Origin of the sequence: Salegentibacter salegens, assembly GCF_900142975.1 — a bacterium.
GTDB classification, from domain to species: Bacteria; Bacteroidota; Bacteroidia; order Flavobacteriales; family Flavobacteriaceae; genus Salegentibacter; species Salegentibacter salegens.
In genome coordinates this window covers 1,412,597-1,435,921 of sequence record NZ_LT670848.1, presented here as the reverse complement: position 1 = coordinate 1,435,921, position 23,325 = coordinate 1,412,597, and the positions used below count along the sequence as shown (strand labels likewise).

Here is a 23,325-nt window from a genome sequence, read left to right as displayed (position 1 = left end):
CAAGCTCAAGAGACATTTATAGTGAAGAATTGTTTAATTTTCGAGGCAAGCCTCGGAGCTCCCGATAGTAATCGGGATAAATCTCGATTATCGAGTGAAGCAGGATTATCAGCAGTTATTAAAACCAGAGATCATCAACAGCGTGAGTGGTTTAGCACTTATCGCCAGGGTGACGGTAGACGGCTATCTTTCTGGCCTAAACCATAGCCGAAGGCTGGGACCCGGAATGGAATTTAGCCAGTATCGCGGTTACGAGCCGGGAGATGATATGCGATTGCTGGACTGGAAAATGCTGGCTCGTTCGGGTCGATATTACATCAAACAATCTGAAGTAGAAACCAATATTTCGATAAAATTTATTCTCGATTCCAGCAGGTCTATGCAACACGAGGAAGATGGAATAACCAAAATGGACTATGTTCGGGTTTTGGTCGCTTCTTTGGCCTGGTTGGCGCAGGGACAGGGAGATGCTGTTGGGCTCTTTGCATTGAACGATCACCAATTGCACGCCCTTTATCCACAAGTTCAGAAAAAGCATTTTAATAGGTTATTGCTGGAATTGATCAACATTAAAACTGAAGGGAAATGGCCTAAAAATCCGAAAGCCGCTGAAAAACTTAACGATAGGAGACACAAAGAACTTATATTTTTTATTTCAGATCTACACGAAGAAACTTCAGAATTAACTAATGTTATCACCAAGTTGAAAACACCCAGAAATGAAGTGGTGGTTTTACATCTTCTGGGAAAAAATGAATTGGAATTTAATCATAAAGGTTCGCTTACTTTTGAAGACCTGGAAACCGGTGCGCGAATGAAGATAGATGCCAAAGAAGCCCGGAAGCAATACCTGGATTCCCTGGAGAAATCGATTAAAACAACTAAAGAAATTATGCTGGCCAATGCTATTACCTATCAACTTTTTCGGCTTGATGAACCGATTGGAGAGGCGCTTCAATTGTTACTGAAAAAACGTAATAATTTAATGTAGTATGTTTTTTCTAAATCCTTCATTTTTATGGGCTTTACTGGGACTCGTCGTTCCGGTAGCGATTCATTTATGGAGTAAAAAAGAAGGAAAAACCATTAAAGTTGGGAGTATAAAATTCCTACAGGAATCTGATTCCCAAAAAAGCAGTAGCATTAAACTGAACGAATTCTGGTTGTTGTTGCTAAGAATGTTGCTCATCACGATTTTGGTGTTTATCCTGGCCGAACCACGTTTACATTATAAAACCGAAAATTCACCGATCACCTATTTGGTTGAAAAATCTTTGCTTTCTTCTTCGGAAGTAAAAACGCTAACAGATAGTTTAAACAATACCGTTGAGGTTCGGTTTTTAGAAACCGATTTTCCGGAATATGAACCTGAAATTGTAAAGGATACTTTTTCTGAAACCCCGAATTACTGGAAACTCGCCAGGGAAGCGGAAACTTTAAAAACCGATAGTATAGTGGTTTTTACCAATGCTTTTGTTAGCGGAATTAAAGGAAAACGTCCTGAAATTAGCAAAAATATTCATTGGATTAACCTGAATCCGGGAACTGTAAAAACCAATTTGGTGGGGGCGATTAAAAGAGGAGAAGAAATCGAACGCATTTCAGTGATTAGCGATACTGAAGAATTTAAATTTCAGAAGGAAAAGCAAAATTTAAGCACTTCAGAAATAGAAACTGAATTCGTAAATATTCCGGTGGTGGAATTGGATACTTTGCGGGTACAAATATATTCCGAAGAAGAATTTCGGTCGGAAAATAAGTATATCAAAGCTTCGTTTTTGGCTTTGGGAAAGTACCTGGAACAGCCTATTGAAATTATAAATTTTGAAGAAGAAAATTTTAATTCAAATTCCGGAGAAATATTGATCTGGTTGAGTGAAGAACCTTCACCAAAAACTGAAGGAAAAGTTGTGAAGTTCCGAAGGGATTCTTTGGCAAATTCAATTATTGAGCCTGGAAACTTCGAAAATGAATATCATTTAACCGGCCAACTAAATTCAGAAAATATTGTTGAAGAACATCTCGCCGAACAGCTTTTGGAAATGTTCAACCTCTATACCGAAATTAATAAAGAAGCTGAAAAGTATGATTTTCGGGTGATGAATTTGGCACTTTTAAAGCCAAATTTTGGAGAAGCTTCAGAATCGACAAAAAACCGGAATGGCAGAGATATTTCTAAATATTTATGGATATTATTAAGCATACTAATCTTATCAGAAAGAGCCTTGTCGCGATATAGAAAACAATGAGCAAAACCGGAAAAGACATATTAATCAGGTTTCAAAAGCGCTGGCAACTATTACTTTGGCTGGAGGTATTTCTCTATGCTACTGTTGCTGCGGTTTTTATCTGGTTCTTTTCTTTCAATTTACTCATCTGTATTTTTAGTTTCGGAATTGTTTTTATTGTGGCTGCTTTTCTCAAAAGGCCGTGGAAAATCGATTTGCAGAAAGTCAGCAGTTTTATTGATCGCAAATCCAATAAACTGGAATATAGCAGCGGATTATTACTAAAACCAACCGAGGAGCTGTCTGGTTTAGCAAAACTTCAGCAGCAAAAAGTAGCAAAAGAAGTCGAAGCCGAGAGCAAAAAAATTCAGCCTGAGCATAAACTGGGAAAAGCCGCAATTACTTCTGTAGTAATGATTACTATTGGTTTTTTTGCGTTTTATTTCGGGTTAACTGAAAATTATTTTTCAAAGGAAAATGAAATTCCGAAGGAAGAAATTATAGTTTTTCGGCCTACAGATTCTACTGAAGTGAAATCTAAAGCGCCGATTTTAAAAGAGCAGCAACTAACAATCAATTATCCCGGGTATACCGGTCTTGCAAATTCCACGTCATCCAAAATGGACATTAAAGCCGTAGAAAGTTCCCGGGTAACCTGGAAGCTTGGTTTTGAAGGCGCAGTAGATAGCGTAAGCCTGGAAAGTATGGGCAGGCGCCGGCCGATGAAAGAAAATAATGGAACATACACAGGAACTTCGGTTTTGGAAAATTCAGGTTTCTATAATTTTAGGTTTACCGATAAGGCTGGCGCGAGTTATGTTTCAGATCTTTATGCGATTGAAGTCACTAAAGACAAAGCACCGGTGATTATTTTGGAGGGTTTAAAGCAATTCAATTCTTTTAATTATGATGATGAAAAACGCATCAATTTTAGCGCTTCCATAACCGACGATTTTGGACTTGCAAATGCTTATATTATCGCTACAGTAAGTAGGGGAACCGGGGAATCGGTAAAATTTAGGGAAGAAAAATTGAGTTTTGATAATGCTGTTGAAAGTGGAAATAAAAGCCTGAATTTGACCAAAAATATAGATTTGGATAAAATGGAAATGGAGCCAGGGGACGAGCTTTATTTTTATGTAGAAGCCAGCGACCTTAAACAGCCCCAAGCCAACATTGCCCGTAGCGAAACGCATTTTGCGGTAATAAAAGACACGGTAGATTACGGCCCCGGCGTAGATGGCGGATTCGGGGTAGACCTGATGCCCGATTATTTCAGAAGTCAGCGGCAATTGATTATCGACACCGAAAAACTAATTAGTGAGCGCGGAAAACTTTCTAAAGAAGAATTTAATAAAACCAGTAATGATCTTGGTTTTGATCAAAAAGCGCTTCGGTTAAAATATGGTCAGTTTATGGGGGATGAAGCTGAAGGGGGAATGGAAACCGGGGGTGAGACTTCAGGAGAAAATCACGATCCCGACGAAGATCCTTTAGCAGATTATACCCACGATCACGATGGCGACAATGAGCATAATTTGGTAGAAGAAGAACATAATCACGAAGCCGAAGATGGCGAGGAAGAAGATCCCCTGGCAGAATATTTACACAACCACAGCGATCCTGAATCTTCAACTTTATTTACCGATAATTTAAAAGCGAAGTTACGGCAGGCCTTAAATATCATGTGGGATGCCGAGTTGCATTTACGACTTTACGAGCCCGAAAAATCGCTACCTTTTCAATATGAGGCCCTGGAGCTTATCCAGGAAATCAAGAACAGCGCGAGAATTTATGTGCATCGTATCGGGTTTGATCCACCGCCAATTAAGGAAGATAAAAGGCTTACGGGAGAGCTTGACGAGGTGGGCAATTACCGGAAAAATGAAGAAATTAAGGAAAATGATGAATATCTTTTTATGCGGAAAAGTGTCTTAAGATTAGAAGAATTAAAAACTTCAAATTCAAAAATTACAGAAAGCGATCGGGAGTTGTTTGAAAAGGCGGGAAATGAACTTGCCGAAAAAGCCATAGCTGAACCCGGTAGGTATCTAAAGGTTTTACAGCAATTAAAACAACTTTCTGAAGAGCAACAAATCGCAAAAGAAATTATAATTGAAACACAAAAAGGCTTGTTGAAGGCACTGCCAAAAGCTAATGCTAAACCGCAAAAAAGGACCGGTTTTAGCGGAAAAATCAACGATTTATTATTGAAAGAACTGGAATTGAATGAGCAATAATCTCACTTTTTTAAATGCTTCATGGTTCTGGCCGGTACTTGTCTGCTGCCTTATTTTACTGTTGATTTTTCTTTGGAAAGAATGGTCACAAGCTGGAAAAAAACGTTTTTTTTTCAAAATTTTCCTGGCAATTTTAGCGGTTTCTTCTTTGGCGCTTATTGCTATAAAACCGGCAATTCCTCAGGAAGTTAGGGAAGGGAATGTTTTAATTCTTACTCAAGGTTATAAACAAAATCAGTTAGATAGTCTGAAAAAGGAATATCGAAAAATAAAAGTAATTGATTATCGAAAAGACGAGGTTTTGCCTGAATTGAAAACTTCAAAACAAATCTTTGTATTGGGCCAGGGAATTAGCGCCTATGACTTAAATCAATTTAAAGAGCTACCCGTCACTTATTTGCCGGGTGATACTGTTGCAGGAATTGTAAAGCTCAATTATAATCCGAAAAATCAGGTTGGAAATAAAATTAAGGTTCAGGGGAGATTTTTAAAAACAAAATTAGGAAATCGCCTGGTTTTAGAGGATGCCGGGGGAACTGCGGTGGATTCGATTGTTTTTACTTCAAAAGAAAATAAGAACTTTAACCTGGAAACCGAATTAAAAGTTGCCGGGAATTATGTTTTTAATATCACTTTAAAGGATTCTTTAGGAGAAATTTTAAGCAACAATGCCTTGCCGGTAAAAGTAACTAAAGAAGAAGCTTTACGAATTCTTATTTTGAATAGTTTCCCAACTTTTGAGATCAAATACCTAAAAAACTTTTTAGCCGAATCTGGACACGAACTGGTGGTGAAAAACCGGATTACTACCGGACGATTTAAATTCGAATTTTTTAATACCGAAAACACGAGTTTAGGAAATTTAAACGCAGGAATTTCAGAAGATTTTGATCTGCTTATTTCAGATTCCGGAGCTATTCGTAATCTCTCTTCCGCAGAAAATAGTGCGCTGCAAAATTCAATTCGGGAAACCGGTTTGGGGCTTTTTATATTGGGAGAAGCTAATACGCTGAATTCCTTAGGTGATTTTTCAGTTTTTGAATTAGAACGGGTTTCAGCTACAGAAACTGAGTTGGATAATCTTTCAGAAACTACTACTGCTAAACAACCTTTTCAGCTAAAAGATGAATTTGGTCTGGAAAAAATTCATAGTTCAAATTCGTCAATTTTAAGTGGCTATAAACGATTAGGGCAGGGCAGGATCGGTACCACTTTGTTAGAAAATACCTGGCAATTACAACTGGAAGGTAAACAGGAAGCTTATCAACTGGTTTGGTCTCAGCTGATGGAACAAATAAGTAAGAGAACTTCGGCCACGGCATCCTGGAAAGCGAAAACCGATTTCGCATTTAAAGATCAAGCTTTTGAGTTTCAGATAAGGACTTCAGTAGAAAATCTAAGAGTAAGCAATGAAAATGGACATTTAATTCCGTTAAAGCAGGATTTAAATAATCAGGAATTATGGAGCGGTAAAACCTATCCGCAGAAAGCAGGATGGCAGGAATTAAAAATGGAACAAGATTCTACTTCGGTTTTTAAATATTTTGTTCATCAAGCTAAGGACTGGCAGGCTTTAAAATCTTACCAAACCTCACAGGAAAATAATAGATTTTTTCAGCAGGAAATCTTAGAAGAAGAGTCGGTGAAAATGCCAATTGCCATTAATCCGTTGTGGTTTTTTGGAATATTTCTTATTTCGATGGGCGGTTTATGGCTGGAGCCTAAGTTATGAAATTATTTATTCTTTCTGGAAGGTCTGTAATTTTTAATCTTCTTCATTTTTTCACTTTTCGAAACCACAGCCAGGCTTAAAGAGACCAATACAGAAATAGCTGCAGTAGTACCCAAAGCGCCGCCATAACCTTTAAAAAACGGACTCGCATTTAGGTAGATAATAGAAAAGATAAATCCTGAAAAACCTACCAATAAATAGCTGGGAAGTATTTTGGAAGAAACCATTCCTATAAAAGTAGCGCCAATAAAAACTATAGGGATGTTTTTGGTTAAATATGGATTAAAAATATCAGGAAAAGAATAGAAAAATAAACCCACCAAAAGCGAGAGGCTTGCTGAAGCACGAACAGCACCCTGCTTGTACTTGTTATTAACTACATAAGTTAGGATGGCAGAAATAATACCGGTGAGAAAAAGAATGCTTATTTCCATTAAAACAGGGTATATAAAATGGCTGAAGTGATGGCAATACTACCAAAAGCGATAGTTCCCAGTTTACCACCAAATCCGTTAAAAATATTTTTAGAAAGAATAAGAATGCTACCTGCGATAATACCGGCCAGTAGAATAAATTTTAAATTGGGCGCTACACTGGCTGAAGTCATTCCCACAAAAGCACCGCAGTAAATGGCGGGTGGCGCTTCTTTTAAAAGATTTGATTTTCTGTTTATTGACGGCACAAAAGAAGCCAGGGTTCCTATAAAGCCAGCGGCAAGTACCGGGCCAAATTTAAGTTCAATATTTATAAAAAATGTGCTTAGGGCACCGGTCACCGCAAAAAGAATAAGATAAAGATCTTTTATAAAATACCTTTCTTCTTGCCGTGGCGCTTTAAAATAAGCAAGACTTATTAATACCGAAATTATCCCCAAAAATAAAAGTACGAGGGGAGCATTCATCTTATCAAAAAATATAGCGAACAAAAATGCAAACTGCATCATGATTAGAATAAAGAAAGATAATCTTCTGAATATTTTCGTCATACTTCAGGCTTGGTACTTTTAAGTCGGCAAAACTACTAAAACTATAAACTTTAGGCTGTTAGATTTTAATAATAAAAGGGCTTTTATTTTGACTTTTTCAGAATAATCAAGCCGAAAAATTCTTTTCAAAATTTAACGAGGCAGAATAATTTTGAGTTCAAATATTTTATAATTTTGGAAAATATCCTATAAAAAGGAAATAATCCAAATATGAAGAATAAGTCTATTTTACATCTGGATCTCGATGCATTTTTTGTTTCGGTAGAACGTAAGCAAAATTCTGAATTGAATGGTAAACCACTTATCGTAGGTGGAATGGGAGATCGTGGGGTAGTGGCGGCCTGTAGTTATGAAACGAGAAAATTTGGAGTACACTCCGGGATGGCAATGAAAGTAGCCCGGCAGCTTTGTCCGCAAGCTACGGTAATTAAAGGAAATGCCAGTACTTACACCAAGCATTCACACGTGGTGACTGAAATCATCAAAAGCCAGGTGCCCAGTTTTGAAAAAGCCAGTGTTGATGAGTTTTATGCCGATTTGAGTGGGATGGATAAATTTTTCGGCATCAATCAATTTGCCAGTGAGTTGAGACAGACAATTATAAAGGAAAGCGGCTTGCCAATTTCTTTCGGATTATCACAAAATAAAGTGGTTTCCAAGATCGCTACGGGAGAAGCTAAACCTAATGCAGAAATTGTAATTCCACATGGAAATGAGAAGATTTTTCTCGCTCCTTTAAGTGTGAATAAGATCCCGATGGTTGGGAATAAGACTTTTCAAAAACTTCTGAATTTAGGCGTTAGAGAGATAAAGACCATCCAGGAAATGCCGGTGGAAATGTTGGAAAGCGTTTTAGGAAAAGCCGGAAGAACTATTTGGAAACGTGCTAACGGTCTTGATGATACGCCAATTATCCCGTATCACGAAAGAAAATCTATTTCTACCGAGCGCACTTTTGGGCGAGATACTATAGATATGGTACGCCTGCACGCCACTTTGGTAGCAATGGCAGAGAGCCTGGCTTATCAGCTACGGCGGGGTAATAAGCTCACCAGTGTGGTAAGTGTGAAGATCAGGTATTCAGATTATCAAACACATTCTAAACAGGTGAAAATCTCATATACCAGTGCCGATCATATTCTTATTCCTAAAGTTGAAATGCTCTTTAAGCAACTCTATTCGCGTCGGTTGTTGATTAGGTTAATCGGTGTGAAATTCAGCGGACTTGTAGGTGGAAATTACCAGATTAACCTGTTTGATGATTCTGAAGAAATGCTGAATTTATATAATTCTATAGATAAAATTAAAGAGCGTTTTGGAGAACATAGCGTGATGCGCGCGGTGACAATGGGAACAAAAACCATTGGCCGCATGGGAAATCCGTTTAACGGTGAACCGCCAATTGTGTTGGCGCATAGAAAACAATAATGATCTATTTAAACTGCCATACCTGGTATTCGCTGCGCTACGGGACTTTTTCGGTAGAAAAACTCTGTGAACTCGCCCGGGAATTTAAAGTTGAAGCTTTAGCGCTTACCGATATTAATAATACTTCGGCTTGCTTAAATTTTATAAAGATAGCTTCGGAATATGGGTTAAAACCAAAAGTGGGAATTGATTTTAGAAATGGAGCCGAGCAACAATATGTAGGACTTGCGAAAAATAATGAAGGTTTCAGGCAGTTGAACGAGCATTTATCACAGCAGCTTCATTCAAAAAAAGATTTTAAACCTGAAGCTCCAGAATTACCTGATTGTTTTATTATTTATCCTTTCGAAAAAGTAGTAGCACACAAAAAGACGAATTTCAGAAACGATGAATTCATTGGAATTTCTGTAGAAAGCCTGCGGAAACTTAAATTTTCAAAATACCTGGAATTTAAGGAGAAACTGGTCTTGCAACAAAGCGTGAGTTTCAGAAATAAGCGCGATTATAACGCACACCGGTTGTTGCGGGCCATAGATAATAATGTTTTACTTAGTCAGCTTCCCGAAAGCGAGCAGGGTTCTTTTTCTCATCAAATGTTGTCTTCAGAAATTATCGCTTCGGAATTTGAAGATTATCCGCATATTTTAGAAAATACCCGACAGTTGGTAAAATCCTGCCGGGTAGATTTCAAATTCGGGAAAACCCAAAACCGAAATTTACTGGTATCAGGAAAAACTCCCGAAGCTGATGAGGAACGATTAAAGAAATTATGCGATGAAAATCTAGCAAAACGTTATCCCAAGATAAGTGAAAAGGTTTTGGAACGGGTAGAAAAAGAGTTGAATGCCATTATCAAACTTGGATTTGTTTCTTACTTTTTGATCAATTATGATATTGTGAGTTATGCGCGCACTAAGAATTTTCCGTTTATAGGGCGGGGGAGTGGCGCCAATTCTATTATTGCTTACATTATTGGAATCACCAATGTAGATCCCATTGAGCTGGACCTTTATTTTGAACGTTTTATCAATGAAAGTCGAAGTTCTCCCCCCGATTTTGATATCGATTTCTCCTGGAAAGACCGCAACGAGGTAACCGATTTTATTTTCAAAAAATACGAGTTTACCGCTTTAATGGGAACTTACGTAACCTTTAAACGCCGTGCGGTTGCCCGGGAATTAGGGAAGGTTTTTGGTTTGCCCAAAGAAAATATCGATAAACTTTCGGCAGGATTTTTTAGTATAAATGAGCTGGATAAACTGGAGAAGTTGGTGTTGCGTTATAGTGCTTTAATTGAAGGGTTTCCTAATTATTTAAGCGTGCATTCCGGCGGGATTTTGATTCTGAATGATAGCGTTTATAATTATGCCGCTACTTTTTTACCGCCCAAAGGTTTTGAAACCATCCAGATAGATATGAATATAGCGGAAGAAGTTGGGATTCATAAATTTGATATTCTTGCCCAACGCGGACTTTCGAAAATCACTGATGCGATTGAAATTGTAAAGGAAAATCAACCAAATGCTGAAATTAAGGATATTGAAAATATTAAACTTTTTAAAAAAGACCCGGAAATCAATAATCTCTTGAGAACCGGGGATTGCTTGGGGGTTTTTTATGTAGAATCTCCGGCAATGCGCGGCCTGCTCACCAAACTGCAAACCGATAATTATTTGAATTTAGTGGCTGCGAGTTCTATAATCAGGCCCGGTATTTCCAGCGGTGGGATGAAAGAAGAATACATAAAACGGCATCGTGATCCCGCACGAAGAAAACAGGCTCATCCCGTGATGTTGGAAATTATGGAAGACACGTACGGAGTTATGGTGTATCAGGAAGACGTGATGAAAGTAGCCCATAAATTCGCCGGACTTAGTTTTGAAGATGCCGATGTGTTGCGCCGGGGAATGAGCGGTAAGAAAACCTCTAAAGGCCAGATGCAGCGAATTGAAGCGAAATTCAGGGAAAATTGCAGGCAAAAAAATTATAGCGATAAGATTATTGATGAGGTTTGGGAGCAAATTTCTTCTTTTGCCGGCTATGCATTTCCAAAGGGGCATTCGGCTTCTTATGCGGTGGAGAGTTACCAGAGTTTATATTTAAAGAAATATTTTCCGCTGGAATTTATGGTAGCTGCGCTTAATAATGGTGGCGGATTTTATGGTGTAGAAACTTATATCCAGGAAATTAGAAAATGCGGTGGAAAGGTATATCCACCCTGTATCAATAAAAGCGATCATCCCAACAGTATTTTTGGAAAAGATATTTATTTAGGATTAGGCTATATCAAAGAATTGGAGACTAAAACCGTGCAGCAAATTCTGGAAAACCGGCAGTTTTTTGGAGCTTTCAAGTCGTTTGATGATTTTATAGATCGCGCTTCTATTTCTATAGAACAACTAAGTATTTTGCTGAAAATAGATGCTTTTAGATTCACACAAATAGATAAACATCATTTACTATGGAAAGCTCATTTTAAACTGAATGCCTCCAAACCGGTAGCTAAACAGGAAAAGTTATTTAATACCGCTCACCGGGATTTTGAACTTCCGCAGTTTCAATATTCAGCATTAATAGAAGCTTTTGACCAGATGGAATTATTGGGTTTTCCGCTTTGTTCGCATTTTAAATTGCTTAAAAGTCCTATTAAAAAATCGGTAAGAGCAAAAGATCTAAAACATTATGTGGGAAAGGAAATATTGATCTATGGCGCCCTTATCACCGCCAAAAAAACCGGAACTTCTAACGGAAAATATATGTATTTTGGGACTTTTTTTGATGAGAAGGGTGATGTCTTCGATACTGTGCAATTCCCCGTAACCGCAGAAAAATATCCGTTACGAAGCAAAGGAATTTACAAATGCTACGGCAGGGTAAATAATGAGCTGGATTATATTTCTATTAGCATACAATGGCTGCAACGCCAGGATACCCTAACCGATCCCCGGTTGGTTGGATACCAGTTTTCTTAGGGGTTAGTAATAAAAACCTCTTAACCGTCAATCTGAACTTGTTTCAGGATCTAAGATGTTAGAATCTGAAACAAGTTCAGATTGACGTAATTATGAGCTTTAAAACTCTTATTTCAAATACTCCAGTACATTCTTTTCAATACGCGTTTCAATATTACTGATATCACTTTTCACAAAAGCTTCTCCGGTAATTTTCTCGTATAATTCAATATAACGCTCAGAAACCGATTCGATATATTCATCGCTCATTTCTGGTAGAATTTGACCGTCTTTTCCCTGGAAGTTATTTTCAATAAGCCATTGTCTCACAAACTCTTTAGATAGTTGTTTTTGTGGCTCATCGTTGTCCTGTCTTTCCCGGTAACCATCGGCATAAAAATATCGAGAAGAATCGGGAGTATGAATTTCATCTATTAAAACAATTTCCCCATCAGCATTTTTACCAAATTCATATTTGGTATCAACTAAAATTAATCCTCTCTTTGCGGCAATTTCGGTTCCGCGTTTAAAAAGATTTCGGGTGTATTTTTCAAGAATTTCGTAATCTTCTTTAGAAACAATAGCACGTTTTAGAATTTCCTCTTTAGCAATATCTTCATCGTGATCGCCCTGTTCAGCTTTGGTTGCAGGAGTAATAATTGGCTCCGGGAATTTATCATTCTCCTTCATTCCGTTAGGCATTTCTACCCCACACAGCATACGTTTCCCGGCTTTGTATTCCCGGGCAGCGTGGCCGGCAAGATAACCGCGAATTACCATTTCAATTTTAAAAGGCTCGCAAGCCTGGCCAACCGCAACATTAGGATCTGGAGTGGCTTCCAGCCAGTTGGGTACAAGGTCGCGTGTGGCTTCCATCATTTTTGTGGCAATTTGATTAAGGATCTGGCCTTTGTAAGGTATACCCTTTGGCATTACCACATCAAAAGCCGAAAGCCTATCAGTTGCTACAATTACGAGTTTATTATTTTTTAAAGTATAAACATCCCGCACTTTACCTTTGTAAATATCGGTTTGGCCTGGAAAATTGAAATCGGTTTTTATAATGGTATTGTTCATTAGAATCTATTCTGAATTTTGGAAACTGAATTTTATAAAAAATTGAAATAGGATTTTACTCGATAATCGAGATTTAAATGTTCCGGGACTTTTCCCGAGATGTAAATTATTTATTCTTAATGCTTCCCGGATTTATCCGGAAGTAACTTATTCTGTATGTTCAATTTCTTTATAGGCTGAAATAATCTTTTTCACCAATCTATGGCGAATCACATCTTTATCGTCAAGGTAAATTATTCCTACGCCTTTTACTTCTTTAAGCACGAGTAAAGCTTCTTTTAGACCTGAAATTACCCTGCGCGGCAAATCTATTTGCCCGGGATCTCCGGTGATCATAAACTTGGCGCTTTTCCCCATTCTGGTAAGAAACATCTTCATTTGTGCGTGCGTGGTATTTTGGGCTTCATCCAAAATCACGAAGGCATTATCTAAGGTTCGGCCACGCATAAAAGCAAGTGGTGCAATTTGTATTACTCCTTTTTCTATAAATGAATCCAATCTTTCCTGGGGAATCATATCCCGAAGTGCATCGTAAAGCGGCTGCATATAAGGGTCTAGTTTTTCCTTAAGATCGCCGGGAAGAAAACCCAGGTTTTCACCAGCCTCAACTGCGGGACGGGTAAGGATAATTCTGCGAACCTGTTTTTCTTTTAAAGCTTTAACGGCAAGTGCAACACCGGTATAGGTTTTCCCGGTTCCGGCTGGGCCAATGGCAAAAACCATATCGTTTTTACGCATCAGTTCCACCAGCTTTCTTTGGTTTGCGGTTTGGGGTTTTACCAAACGACCGCCAACCCCGTGAACCAAAACTTCGCCGCTCTCATCTGAGGTTTGATAATCTGAACTTTTCTCGCTGGTAAGCACTCTTTCAATCACATTTTCGTCCAGTTTATTATACTTTCCGAAGTGCTCCATAAGCATCGTGATGCGTACATCAAATTCTTCCAGCATTTCCTCGTCACCAAAAACCTTAATTTTGTTTCCGCGGGCTACAATTTTCAGCTTAGGAAAGTATTTTTTAAGAAGTTCAATATTCTCGTTTTGTTGCCCAAAAAATTCGCGGGGATTAATTTCTGAAAGTTCAATTACAATTTCGTTCAAAGGCTTATGGTTTTAGTTGAAAAACAATGTCAAAATATTTTTATTTATAGTTATTCTTTATTTGTTGCTACTAAGTTTTAATGCTAATTTTGGCAGTCCAAAAGATAAGTTCATGTGCTTGACTTTCTTTTTCGAAAAACCAATAAAACTTAACTTCGCGTACTATACAAACTTACATAAAATAAGCGCTTACAAGTTAAAAAAATATTAACAATCACCTATGGCTATCATTACTTTAACCACCGATTTTGGCGAGAAAGATTACTTTGTGGGAGCGGTTAAGGGAGCTATTTACAGCGAATTAAAAGATGTTAGAATTGTTGATATTTCACATTCGGTTTCCCCATTTCATATTAGTGAAGCCGCTTACATTATAAAAAACGCGTACAATAGTTTTCCCAAAGGCAGTATTCATATCATTGGGATCGATTCAGAGTTTACTCCAGAGAATAAACATTTGGCTGTTTTACTGGACGATCATTATTTTATTTGTGCCAACAACGGGATTTTATCTTTGCTTGCTTCAGAAATAAAGCCTGAAAAAATTGTGGAAATCAATATTCACGATGCTATTGAAACCAATTTTCCTGTTTTAGATGTTTTTGTAAAAGTAGCCTGCCATTTAGCCCGGGGCGGCACCCTTGAAGTTATTGGGAAAAATATTAATGAAATAAAGTACCTGAAACAGTTTGAACCCACTATTAATTCGGAAAAAAACCAGATCGTTGGGCACGTGCTTTATATTGATAACTACGGAAATGTGGTGACCAATATTAGTCGGAAGCTTTTTGATAATGTAGGGAAAGGAAGAAATTATTTAATTAGTGCAAGAATGGTTACTTTTCCGAAGATTTATGAAGCTTATTCCGACTGGATTAATTTTGAAGTTGAAAAAGAAAACAGGGGAGAGGAAGATGGTAAAAAACTCGCCTTATTTAATTCTGCAGGATATATAGAACTGGCAATTTATAAGAGTAATCCTTCTACCGTTGGAAGTGCATCTACACTTTTTGGACTGGAGAACAGGGATACTGTAACTATTAAATTTGAAGAAAAATGATAAACAGAATTGTAAAAATGGAATTTGACCCTGAAAAAGTTGAAAAATTCCTTTCTAATTTTGAAGAAAATAAAAAGAAAATTAGGGCGTTTGGTGGTTGTTATAAGCTACAGTTATTACAGGACCAGCACAATACAAATATTTTTTTTACGTATAGTTACTGGGTAGATGAGCCCTCTTTAGAACGTTACCGCAATTCAGAATTATTTAAAGGAGTATGGGAAAAAACCAAAGTGCTTTTTAACGCAAAACCGGTAGCCTGGAGTACTACAGTAGTGAGTAGTGAAGGGTGAAAAGTGAGGAGTGAAGTGGGAAGGAAATGTCATTAGAATTTCGATTAAAAAAAAGTTTCAGCAGAAAACACACCAAACCAAATACCGATAACTCACAACCGACAACTCACAACTGATAACTGATAACCGAAATTAATGCTGGCCATTTTAAACAAAGAAATAAACTCATTTTTTTCATCACCGATCGGTTACCTTGTCATTGGGATCTTTTTGGTGGTTTGTGGCTTGTTTTTATTTGTGTTTACCGGGGATTACAATATCCTGGATAATGGTTTTTCCGATGTAAAACCTTTCTTCAACCTGGCGCCCTGGATTTTTATTTTTCTTATTCCTGCAATTACCATGAAGAGTTTTTCTGAAGAAAAAAAACAGGGAACAATGGAGCTTTTGCTTACCCGCCCTATTGGTTTTACACAACTTATTCTTGGAAAATATTTTGGTGCTTTAATCCTTGTGCTTTTGGCGATTTTACCCAGTATTTTATACGTAATTACCATTCATCAACTGGGAAATCCGGTTGGGAATTTTGATTTTGGAGCAAGCCTTGGTTCTTACCTCGGCTTAATTTTTCTTGGAGGCTGTTATACTGCTATTGGTATTTTTGCTTCTTCGCTTTCTCAAAACCAGATCATCGCATTTATTATCGCAGTTTTTTTATGTTTTCTAAGCTTTTTTGCTTTTGAAGGACTGGGAAATCTAAACCTTTTTGGAAGCACAAATTATGGTGCAGAATACCTGGGAATAAGTTTTCATTACCAAAGTATAAGCAGAGGTGTGATAGACACCCGGGATATTATTTATTTTTTAAGTTTTATAATTTTCTTTCTAAAACTTACACAGTTAAGGTTAATATCAATTCAGAAAAATTCTTAGGCTGTGAAACATCAAAACACATATAAAGCTGTTTTTTGGTTAATCATTGCGCTGGTTGCTATAAATTTATTAGCTGCCAACTTTTTTGAGCGCATAGATCTCACCCGAGATCAACGTTATACCCTTTCTCCCGCTGCACGGGAAATTGTTTCAGATGCTGATTCTCCAATCATTATTGAAGTTTTTTTAGAAGGAAATTTTCCTGCGGAATTTAGACGACTTCGGAATGAAACCAGGCAAATGCTGGAAGAGTTTTCAGCTTATAACAGTAATATAAAATTCACTTTTACCAATCCGTTAGAAGAAAGTAATGATGCTGAAGCTACTGCACAGGATTTTTACCAGAGAGGGATGCCGCCTGCAAGAGTAAGTGTTCAGGAAAACGGTAAAAGTTCTGAAGCTTTGGTTTTTCCCTGGGCCGTGGCCAGGCTTGGTGAAAAAGAAGTGCAAATTCCTCTATTAAAAAATAAACTTGGCGCTACCGATGAAGAGCGGGTTTCCAGCTCGGTACAGCAACTGGAATATGCTATTGCTAATGCCTTAAACAAACTGATTTACCCACGCAAAAAGAAAATTGCAGTGATGCGTGGTAACGGGGAATTGCCCGATGCGCGCATAGCTAGTTTTATAAAAACCCTGCAGGAATATTATTTTATGGCACCGTTTACTTTAGATTCGGCTGCTGTAAATCCTCAAAAAACGCTTCAACAATTAAAAGAATACGATTTGATTCTTGAGGCAAAACCTACCCAGGCTTTTAGCGAAAACGAAAAATTTGTTTTAGATCAATACACGATGAGTGGTGGAAAATCGCTTTGGCTCACTGAAGCTGTAGCGATGGAAACCGATAGTTTGCTGAATCCTTCAGGTAGAGCTTTTGCTTTGCCACGCGATCTAAACTTGGGCGATTTCTTCTTTTCCTACGGAATTAGAATTAACCCGGTTTTAATCAACGATATCTATTCAGCGCCTATTATTCTGGCTTCAGGGCAGGGAAATAATACGCGGTTTAATCCGTATCCCTGGTTTTACAGTCCGTTAACCACTTCGCCCAACGGCCACCCGATAATCAATAATATTGAAGCGGTGAAATTTGAATATGCCAATCAAATTGATACGCTTCAGAATAAGCTTGATAAAACAATTTTATTAAGCAGTTCGCCTCAAACCAGGCTGGAAGGTACGCCTCGTGAAATTAGCCTTGATATGGTAAGTAGGGAGCCAGATTTGGCTTCCTATGCAGATGGTGAGCAACCGCTGGCTGTTTTGCTTGAAGGTAATTTTACTTCGGTTTATAAAAACCGGATTAAACCATTCGAAATTCAAAATCCTCGAGATGAAAGTCCGGAAACTAAAATGCTGGTAATTGCCGATGGAGATGTGATTAAAAACGATGTTCAACGAGGTGAACCGCTGGAACTTGGTTTTGAACGCTATACCGGGAATACTTACGGAAATAAAGAATTTCTTTTGAATGCTGTAAATTATATGCTGGACGATAGCGGACTTATAGATATTCGTAGCAAGGAAATAAATATCGCATTTCTGGACGATCAAAAAGCTGCTGAAGAGCGGGAAAAATGGCAGGTAATTAATATTCTGGTTCCGTTGATTATCCTGGGACTTTTCGCTTTCGGATTTAATTATTTTAGAAAAAGGAAATACCTAAAATAGCTTTTTCAATGTTTACTTTTCTTAAATTAAAATCAACATATTAACAATTATAAATTTATTATATGCTTTAAATATTTGTTATTCAGATTATTACTTCATATTATAATGTTTTTGATGTTAATAAAAACTCGCCGGTACAAGCTCAATTTTTAATAGATTAAAATATATTTGTACTGATTTCTAATTAATCACAAAGCCGATGAAATTTATTGTATCCAGCAGTTACTTGCTGAAACAGCTTCAGATATTGGGTGGGGTTATTAACAACACCAACACCCTTCCAATTTTAGACAACTTTTTATTCGATCTTAAGCAGGACGAGCTTACGGTTTCTGCCTCAGACCTTGAAACTACAATGTCTGCAAAACTTAAGGTAGAATCAGATTCCGAAGGAAAAATAGCAGTGCCTGCCAAGTTACTTTTAGATACGCTTAAGACTTTTCCCGAGCAGCCCTTAACTTTTGTTGCTGAAGATAATAACACGATAGAATTAAGCTCTAACCACGGTAAATACGCCCTTGCGTATGCCGATGGAGAGGAATTTCCGAATCCGGTGGAATTGGAAGAGCCAAGTAGCACTGTTATAGAAGGAGATATTCTGGCAACTGCAATTAGCAAAACTATTTTCGCTTCAGGAAACGACGATCTTCGTCCTGTGATGAGCGGGGTTTTCTTTCAGTTTACTACCGAAGGGCTGACTTTTGTTGCGACTGATGCACATAAATTGGTGAAATACCAACGTGAAGATGTTTCTGCTTCCCAGGCTTCAGATTTTATTATGCCTAAAAAGCCATTAAATCTTTTAAAAGGAATTTTGGCGGGTAGCGAAAGTGAAGTACTTATAGAATACAACGATTCTAACGCGAAATTCACTTTTGATGATACGCAATTAGTTTGCCGTTTAATTGATGGAAAGTATCCAAATTACGAAGCGGTAATTCCAAAGGAAAATCCGAATAAATTAACCATAGAGCGCAACCAGTTTTTGAGTTCTGTGCGTAGGGTTTCTATTTTCTCTAATAAAACGACGCACCAGGTGAGATTAAAAATTGCAGGTGCCGAATTAAATATTTCTGCAGAAGACGTAGATTACAGCAATAAGGCAGAAGAGCGTTTAACTTGTTCTTACCAGGGCGACGATATGCAAATTGGTTTCAACTCCCGTTTTCTGACTGAAATGTTGAATAATTTAACTTCAGATGATGTTCAATTGGAAATGAGTTTACCAAACCGCGCAGGAATTTTAACACCTGTAGATGGTTTAGACCCGGGAGAAAAAATCACGATGCTGGTTATGCCGGTGATGCTTAATAATTAGTATTGAGTGCTGAGTACTGAGTAGAGAGAATTGAGTAGATAGTAGAGATTGTCTGAAAAGTTTTTTAACTCGTCATTCTGAATTCATTTCAGAATCTAAGATGTGGATAATCAAAACATATTAGAAGCTGAAACAAGTTCAGCTTGACGAAATCATACTTTTCAGACTAAAAAAAACCTCACAGGTTTCAAAATCTGTGAGGTTTTTGATGTTATAGATTTATTTTATAATCTCAATAGATAAGGGATAATGCGGGATTTCCCCGTTGCTTACTTTAATGGCATTTATTATCGGTAGAATAATCATAATGATGGCAATACCTATAAGAGCGATAATTCCAAGTCCGAATAAAAAGATAAGTGGAATACATAATAAGCTGTATATAAACATACTTATTTGGAAATTGATGATCATTTTTCCGTGAAAATCCATCCCTGCAACTTTATCTTTTTGGGTAAGCCATAGGATAAGTGGAACTATAAAGCCGCCAATTCCTGTAACTAAATCCAGCAACTGACTTAAGTGGGTGATGACGAGCATTTGGTTGTCTTCTCTCATTTATTTGGTATCGAGTAATTAGTATTAAGTATTGAGCTGATTAGAACTCCCATAAATAAGACGATAAATTTTAAAAAATGTTACATTTTTTAGCTTTTCGGTTTTTATGGCTTTACAAAGATTTTAAGGGATAATATTTCTTTAAAGAAATACTGCGAACTAAAAACTGCGAACTGCAAACTGATTTTTTATCTTTGCGCTATGAAATTAAACGATACTATTGTAGCGCTTGCCACGCCTTCTGGAGCGGGTGCTATTGCCATTATTAGGGTTTCCGGCCCCGAATCTCTTGCTATTGTTTCGCCACTTTTTAAAGCAAAAAGCAGGAAAAAACTTGAAGACCAGCCCAGTCATACCTTGCATTTGGGAAATTTATTGGATGGTGATCGTACTTTAGATGAGGTTTTAATTTCAGTATTTAAAGGTTCGAAATCCTATACCGGGGAAGAAACTATCGAAATTTCCTGTCACGGGAGTCCATATATTCAGCAGGAGATTATTCAGTTAATGATTAGAAAAGGTTGTCGCTCTGCTGAAGCCGGGGAATTTACAATGCGTGCTTTTCTTAACGGAAAAATGGATCTTAGTCAGGCAGAGGCCGTAGCCGATCTAATTTCTTCTGAAAATCAGGCCTCTCACCAAATGGCACTGCAACAAATGCGCGGCGGATTTTCTAATGAAATTCATCGGTTACGCCAGGAGTTATTAGATTTTGCTTCTTTAATTGAATTAGAATTAGATTTTTCCGAAGAAGATGTGGAGTTCGCTAATCGCGGTCAATTTAAAGAACTTGTAGCCAGGATTCAGCAGGTTTTAAAACGTTTAATAGATTCTTTCGCAACTGGAAATGTGCTTAAAAACGGAATTCCGGTGGCGATTGTAGGTGAGCCAAACGTAGGGAAGTCTACTCTATTGAATTCCCTTTTAAATGAAGAACGTGCCATTGTTTCTGAAGTTGCCGGTACCACCCGGGATTCTATTGAGGACGAAATGAGTATTGGTGGAGTTGGGTTTAGATTTATTGATACCGCTGGAATCAGGGAAACCGAAGATGTTGTGGAAAGCATCGGAATAAAGCGAACTTTTGAAAAGATTAGTCAGGCGCAGGTAGTTGTTTATCTTTTAAATGCAGAAAAGTTTAAAGCCCAAAGTTCAAAATTCAAGGTTGAAATTAAAAAAATCCACAATCAATTTCCTCAAAAACCACTTGTAGTTATCGCTAATAAAGTAGATCAACTTACAGAAAAGGAGAAAGAGAATTTATTTGAAAATTTAAACGAACTGGAAGGTGCAAGTTTGCAGTTAATTTCTGCCAAAACAGGCGAAGGTGTAGAGGAATTAAAAAGTAAATTACTGGAATTTGTAAACACCGGTGCGCTTAGAAATAATAATACGATAGTAACCAACAGCCGTCACTACAATGCACTTTTAAAAGCACTAGAAGAAATAAATAAAGTAGAGGAAGGCTTGAACAGCGATTTGTCCGGAGATCTATTGGCTATAGATATACGAGAAGCTTTGGAATACTTTGGCGAAATCACTGGGCAGGTCACTAATGATGAGCTACTTGGTAATATCTTTTCAAACTTCTGCATCGGCAAATAATTAAGCAATCTTATTGTAAGAGCGGACGGAAAATGCTATAAGTATAATACCATTAAAAGTGCCCCGTTAAAAACGGTCTCCCCAAAGGAGAATGATAGTTTGAGTAAAATTTTTCAAGAGCTGACTTTAGACCAGGCACCATCCAAAGGATTTAGAGTGGATAAATATTTTTAAAATATTCGCAAACTATTATCATTTCCTCATTGAAATCTTCAGGATATGAGGCCATCTCTCTTTTGTAATATGCTTTGTGAACTCTTCTCCAATACGTCAGGGATTTATCGCCTTCTCCTTCAATTGCTGCAAATTCTTTAGTAATTTTATTGAAAGGAACCTGCTCTATCTTTATGGTTTCGACGATAGCTTTGGCGTTTCCATTCCAATCTGTGACAATTTGTTGATTTCCAATTTTGGGCAAAGATTCGTTATTCTTCTTAAACCACCATAAAGACGTAGCAGTAGCTTGTTTTATACCCCTGCCTACCAATTCTGCACACTCGTTCGCGTCTTTTTGATTATCACAGAAATAAAAAGAAATTGGTATCTCTTTTAATTTATTCTGAGGTTTTTGAATAAGAAAATCATTCCATAGATTTTCTACAGATTTAAATTTTTCTCTTTCTCTATTCATAGTTTTTGTTTTTATCAGCAGTTTTGGTGGCTCCTGGAAGACTTGAGTTTTTCTTCCGTTGGTGGTTATTCCAGTTTTAAATAACGCTGCTCTAATAGATCAGAGTATTTTTGCTTGTATTCATTTGATAAGAAGGAGCTTTCTAAAAGTGAGAGTGCCATCTTTTTATTATTAATGAATCTTTTAAATACTCCATCAATTTGCTTTTTGTTCAATTCCAGTTTTTCTCCCAGACTCACAAAATGTTCTTTTGCTAACTTTTTCCGCTTTCCTTCAAGAGTGAGTGCCAGCTCTTCATCATCTTCTGGGTTAACTATAGCCACATTTAAAAGATCATAGGCAGGGGACAAGACCCATTCTCTGCTTCGCTTTATTAAAGAAAAGTTTTTCAGGTGCATATCGTTATTCCCCGTGAGAAAACTAAATACAGCTATTTCAAAAAAATAAAGTTTATCGAGTAAGGTGTTGGAGGAATAATTCCCTATTGCCTTGCCTACTTTCTCCATCGAGCCTTTGTATTTGTCAAAGGCCTCCAGGATCTGGAACATATCGAGCATATGAATTTTTTCATTGCTAAGTGTTCGATCTATTCTCTTTGTGATATAAGCTAACTCTCCAGATTTTAATCTTATTAAACTTGAAGGAACCGTTCTTATTCCAAAGCCTTCTGCCATTCGCATGGTGAAATGTTCGTTTTGGGGCATTTCAGCAAAAGCCTCAGAGGGTGGTTTTAAAATATAATTACCTCCGAGCGCTCCTACCACTGTTAACCTGTTATTTTCCGATGCTAGTGCGTTATCGATGAAGGATAAGGAAAGTTTAGGTTGTACCCCAGGAACTGCTATTCTTCTTTCCACCACATTTTTTGCCAGATCTACCATTTGATCCAGGGAATATTCTAGCTGAGGCGGAATTTCAGTACCAAAAAAATTTACACTGCAATTTGTGTGAAAATCTTTCAGGTCTGTATCTGCCAGTTCCCTATAACAATATAAACATCTATTCTGCATTTTCTGTAACTATTGGGTGAACACTGACCGCACCTATACAATTTTTGCAACAAGCTAAAAGTAGTCCCATTCGGTCATTACGGTTAATTTTCCAGTTTTTTGAGGCTATATCAAGAAGCCATCCTTCCGGAATAAGGCCTTCAAAAAAAGGAAAAAGCCGTTTTTCTACATAGGTTTCTTTTCTAACCGGCATCGTAAACGTGATAAATTGATCTGGATATTTATTAGCGTAATCAATTTCATATTGAAATTGATACTCCCCGTCATCGGTTTCGGTTAAAATACCTGCTAGCACCTCCTGGTAATTAATTTTTGCCTGTCTCATAAATTAAGTTTGAGAAATATCATTTTGGTCTACCGGAGCCAGCACGTGTCCAAACATCTTTAGCACCTGATTTACCTTTTCCATATTCAGATTTTCTTTTCCCTGTTCTATTTTTCTTACTACGGTTAAAGCCACACCAGCCCTTTCGGCAAATTCTTCCTGGGTGAGTTGGTTTTCTTTTCGCTTTTGTTTTAAAAACTCTGAGAGATTATTCATTATATGTAATTGAATATAAT

Annotated in this window: 21 protein-coding genes; 12 read left to right on the top strand and 9 right to left on the bottom strand. The window is 37.4% G+C overall.

The genetic code is table 11. The features are described from left to right. Positions 1-94 precede the first annotated feature (94 nt). Genes B5488_RS06525 through B5488_RS06510 form a run of 4 tightly spaced genes read left to right on the top strand, consistent with a single transcriptional unit; the run spans position 95 to position 6,200 of the window. Positions 95-991, top strand: a complete 897-nt coding sequence (locus tag B5488_RS06525) for a DUF58 domain-containing protein (protein ID WP_079734525.1) — start codon at positions 95-97, stop codon at positions 989-991. Position 992: 1 nt separating this feature from the next. After that, on the top strand, positions 993-2,249 hold the full coding sequence (locus tag B5488_RS06520) for a BatA domain-containing protein (RefSeq protein WP_079734524.1): 1,257 nt from the start codon (positions 993-995) through the stop codon (positions 2,247-2,249). Beyond that, the gene (locus B5488_RS06515) at positions 2,246-4,468 is read left to right on the top strand and encodes a tryptophan-rich sensory protein (protein WP_079734523.1); all 2,223 of its coding nucleotides are present in this window, start codon (positions 2,246-2,248) and stop codon (positions 4,466-4,468) included. Before B5488_RS06520 ends, B5488_RS06515 begins: the two co-directional genes overlap by 4 nt. Beyond that, positions 4,458-6,200 (top strand): hypothetical protein, encoded by a 1,743-nt coding sequence (locus tag B5488_RS06510; RefSeq protein ID WP_079734522.1) that lies wholly within the window; start codon positions 4,458-4,460, stop codon positions 6,198-6,200. The genes B5488_RS06515 and B5488_RS06510 overlap by 11 nt, the downstream gene beginning before the upstream one ends. 2 nt (positions 6,201-6,202) lie before the next feature. Here B5488_RS06510 and B5488_RS06505 read toward each other — a convergent pair whose 3' ends face one another. Together B5488_RS06505 and B5488_RS06500 are read right to left on the bottom strand one after the other, a co-directional pair. Then, entirely contained in the window at positions 6,203-6,634 is a 432-nt protein-coding gene (locus tag B5488_RS06505; RefSeq protein ID WP_079734521.1) for a hypothetical protein, read from the bottom strand. Next, positions 6,634-7,185, bottom strand: coding sequence for a hypothetical protein (locus B5488_RS06500; protein ID WP_146128759.1), 552 nt, complete (start codon positions 7,183-7,185; stop codon positions 6,634-6,636). Before B5488_RS06500 ends, B5488_RS06505 begins: the two co-directional genes overlap by 1 nt. 210 nt (positions 7,186-7,395) lie before the next feature. Between B5488_RS06500 and dinB the strand changes: the two genes are divergently transcribed. Continuing rightward, positions 7,396-8,613, top strand: a complete 1,218-nt coding sequence (gene dinB / locus B5488_RS06495; protein WP_079734519.1) for a DNA polymerase IV — start codon at positions 7,396-7,398, stop codon at positions 8,611-8,613. Further along, positions 8,613-11,585, top strand: a complete 2,973-nt coding sequence (locus B5488_RS06490) for a DNA polymerase III subunit alpha (RefSeq protein ID WP_079734518.1) — start codon at positions 8,613-8,615, stop codon at positions 11,583-11,585. The genes dinB and B5488_RS06490 overlap by 1 nt, the downstream gene beginning before the upstream one ends. Positions 11,586-11,693: 108 nt before the next feature. Here B5488_RS06490 and B5488_RS06485 read toward each other — a convergent pair whose 3' ends face one another. Together B5488_RS06485 and B5488_RS06480 are read right to left on the bottom strand one after the other, a co-directional pair. Further along, a complete protein-coding gene (locus B5488_RS06485) occupies positions 11,694-12,641 on the bottom strand; it encodes a phosphoribosylaminoimidazolesuccinocarboxamide synthase (protein ID WP_079734517.1) in 948 nt (315 codons plus the stop codon). Between the two features lie 147 nt (positions 12,642-12,788). Then, a complete protein-coding gene (locus B5488_RS06480; RefSeq protein WP_079734516.1) occupies positions 12,789-13,742 on the bottom strand; it encodes a PhoH family protein in 954 nt (317 codons plus the stop codon). 220 nt (positions 13,743-13,962) lie between these two features. On the opposite strand from B5488_RS06480, the gene B5488_RS06475 reads away from it, so the two are divergent. From B5488_RS06475 to dnaN, 5 genes are all read left to right on the top strand, one after another. Continuing rightward, a complete protein-coding gene (locus B5488_RS06475; protein ID WP_079734515.1) occupies positions 13,963-14,802 on the top strand; it encodes an SAM hydrolase/SAM-dependent halogenase family protein in 840 nt (279 codons plus the stop codon). Beyond that, entirely contained in the window at positions 14,799-15,095 is a 297-nt protein-coding gene (locus B5488_RS06470) for a putative quinol monooxygenase (RefSeq protein WP_079734514.1), read from the top strand. Before B5488_RS06475 ends, B5488_RS06470 begins: the two co-directional genes overlap by 4 nt. Before the next feature lie 135 nt (positions 15,096-15,230). Beyond that, positions 15,231-15,968 (top strand): gliding motility-associated ABC transporter permease subunit GldF, encoded by a 738-nt coding sequence (gene gldF / locus B5488_RS18150; protein ID WP_170065296.1) that lies wholly within the window; start codon positions 15,231-15,233, stop codon positions 15,966-15,968. Positions 15,969-15,971: 3 nt separating this feature from the next. Next, positions 15,972-17,642, top strand: coding sequence for a gliding motility-associated ABC transporter substrate-binding protein GldG (gene gldG / locus B5488_RS06465; RefSeq protein WP_170065297.1), 1,671 nt, complete (start codon positions 15,972-15,974; stop codon positions 17,640-17,642). A 199-nt stretch (positions 17,643-17,841) separates the two neighbouring features. Then, complete coding sequence (gene dnaN, locus B5488_RS06460; protein ID WP_079734513.1) at positions 17,842-18,960, top strand: DNA polymerase III subunit beta; 1,119 nt, start codon at positions 17,842-17,844, stop codon at positions 18,958-18,960. Positions 18,961-19,179: 219 nt separating this feature from the next. Here dnaN and B5488_RS06455 read toward each other — a convergent pair whose 3' ends face one another. Continuing rightward, positions 19,180-19,518, bottom strand: coding sequence for a DUF4870 domain-containing protein (locus B5488_RS06455; protein WP_079734512.1), 339 nt, complete (start codon positions 19,516-19,518; stop codon positions 19,180-19,182). 201 nt (positions 19,519-19,719) lie between these two features. Between B5488_RS06455 and mnmE the strand changes: the two genes are divergently transcribed. After that, positions 19,720-21,123, top strand: coding sequence for a tRNA uridine-5-carboxymethylaminomethyl(34) synthesis GTPase MnmE (gene mnmE / locus B5488_RS06450; RefSeq protein WP_079734511.1), 1,404 nt, complete (start codon positions 19,720-19,722; stop codon positions 21,121-21,123). A 151-nt stretch (positions 21,124-21,274) separates the two neighbouring features. Here mnmE and B5488_RS06445 read toward each other — a convergent pair whose 3' ends face one another. From B5488_RS06445 to B5488_RS06430, 4 genes are all read right to left on the bottom strand, one after another. Next, positions 21,275-21,754: an ASCH domain-containing protein gene (locus B5488_RS06445; protein WP_079734510.1), complete on the bottom strand. Its 480-nt coding sequence runs from the start codon at positions 21,752-21,754 to the stop codon at positions 21,275-21,277. 65 nt (positions 21,755-21,819) lie between these two features. Continuing rightward, positions 21,820-22,764 carry a HipA domain-containing protein gene (locus tag B5488_RS06440; protein ID WP_079734509.1) on the bottom strand — a complete coding sequence of 315 codons (945 nt, stop codon included), beginning with the start codon at positions 22,762-22,764 and terminating at the stop codon, positions 21,820-21,822. After that, a complete protein-coding gene (locus B5488_RS06435) occupies positions 22,754-23,089 on the bottom strand; it encodes a HipA N-terminal domain-containing protein (RefSeq protein WP_079734508.1) in 336 nt (111 codons plus the stop codon). The genes B5488_RS06440 and B5488_RS06435 overlap by 11 nt, the downstream gene beginning before the upstream one ends. A gap of 3 nt (positions 23,090-23,092) precedes the next feature. Continuing rightward, positions 23,093-23,305 carry a type II toxin-antitoxin system Y4mF family antitoxin gene (locus B5488_RS06430; protein WP_079734507.1) on the bottom strand — a complete coding sequence of 71 codons (213 nt, stop codon included), beginning with the start codon at positions 23,303-23,305 and terminating at the stop codon, positions 23,093-23,095. Positions 23,306-23,325: the final 20 nt, after the last annotated feature.

Bases quoted from the DNA above. Each gene is read 5' to 3' on its own strand.
- B5488_RS06520 (WP_079734524.1), top strand. From the start codon at position 993: ATGTTTTTTCTAAATCCTTCATTTTTATGGGCTTTACTGGGACTCGTC.
- B5488_RS06515 (WP_079734523.1), top strand. From the start codon at position 2,246: ATGAGCAAAACCGGAAAAGACATATTAATCAGGTTTCAAAAGCGCTGG.
- B5488_RS06510 (WP_079734522.1), top strand. From the start codon at position 4,458: ATGAGCAATAATCTCACTTTTTTAAATGCTTCATGGTTCTGGCCGGTA.
- B5488_RS06505 (WP_079734521.1), bottom strand. From the start codon at position 6,634: ATGGAAATAAGCATTCTTTTTCTCACCGGTATTATTTCTGCCATCCTA.
- B5488_RS06500 (WP_146128759.1), bottom strand. From the start codon at position 7,185: ATGACGAAAATATTCAGAAGATTATCTTTCTTTATTCTAATCATGATG.
- dinB (WP_079734519.1), top strand. From the start codon at position 7,396: ATGAAGAATAAGTCTATTTTACATCTGGATCTCGATGCATTTTTTGTT.
- B5488_RS06490 (WP_079734518.1), top strand. From the start codon at position 8,613: ATGATCTATTTAAACTGCCATACCTGGTATTCGCTGCGCTACGGGACT.
- B5488_RS06485 (WP_079734517.1), bottom strand. From the start codon at position 12,641: ATGAACAATACCATTATAAAAACCGATTTCAATTTTCCAGGCCAAACC.
- B5488_RS06475 (WP_079734515.1), top strand. From the start codon at position 13,963: ATGGCTATCATTACTTTAACCACCGATTTTGGCGAGAAAGATTACTTT.
- B5488_RS06470 (WP_079734514.1), top strand. From the start codon at position 14,799: ATGATAAACAGAATTGTAAAAATGGAATTTGACCCTGAAAAAGTTGAA.
- gldF (WP_170065296.1), top strand. From the start codon at position 15,231: ATGCTGGCCATTTTAAACAAAGAAATAAACTCATTTTTTTCATCACCG.
- dnaN (WP_079734513.1), top strand. From the start codon at position 17,842: ATGAAATTTATTGTATCCAGCAGTTACTTGCTGAAACAGCTTCAGATA.
- B5488_RS06455 (WP_079734512.1), bottom strand. From the start codon at position 19,518: ATGAGAGAAGACAACCAAATGCTCGTCATCACCCACTTAAGTCAGTTG.
- mnmE (WP_079734511.1), top strand. From the start codon at position 19,720: ATGAAATTAAACGATACTATTGTAGCGCTTGCCACGCCTTCTGGAGCG.
- B5488_RS06445 (WP_079734510.1), bottom strand. From the start codon at position 21,754: ATGAATAGAGAAAGAGAAAAATTTAAATCTGTAGAAAATCTATGGAAT.
- B5488_RS06440 (WP_079734509.1), bottom strand. From the start codon at position 22,764: ATGCAGAATAGATGTTTATATTGTTATAGGGAACTGGCAGATACAGAC.
- B5488_RS06435 (WP_079734508.1), bottom strand. From the start codon at position 23,089: ATGAGACAGGCAAAAATTAATTACCAGGAGGTGCTAGCAGGTATTTTA.
- B5488_RS06430 (WP_079734507.1), bottom strand. From the start codon at position 23,305: ATGAATAATCTCTCAGAGTTTTTAAAACAAAAGCGAAAAGAAAACCAA.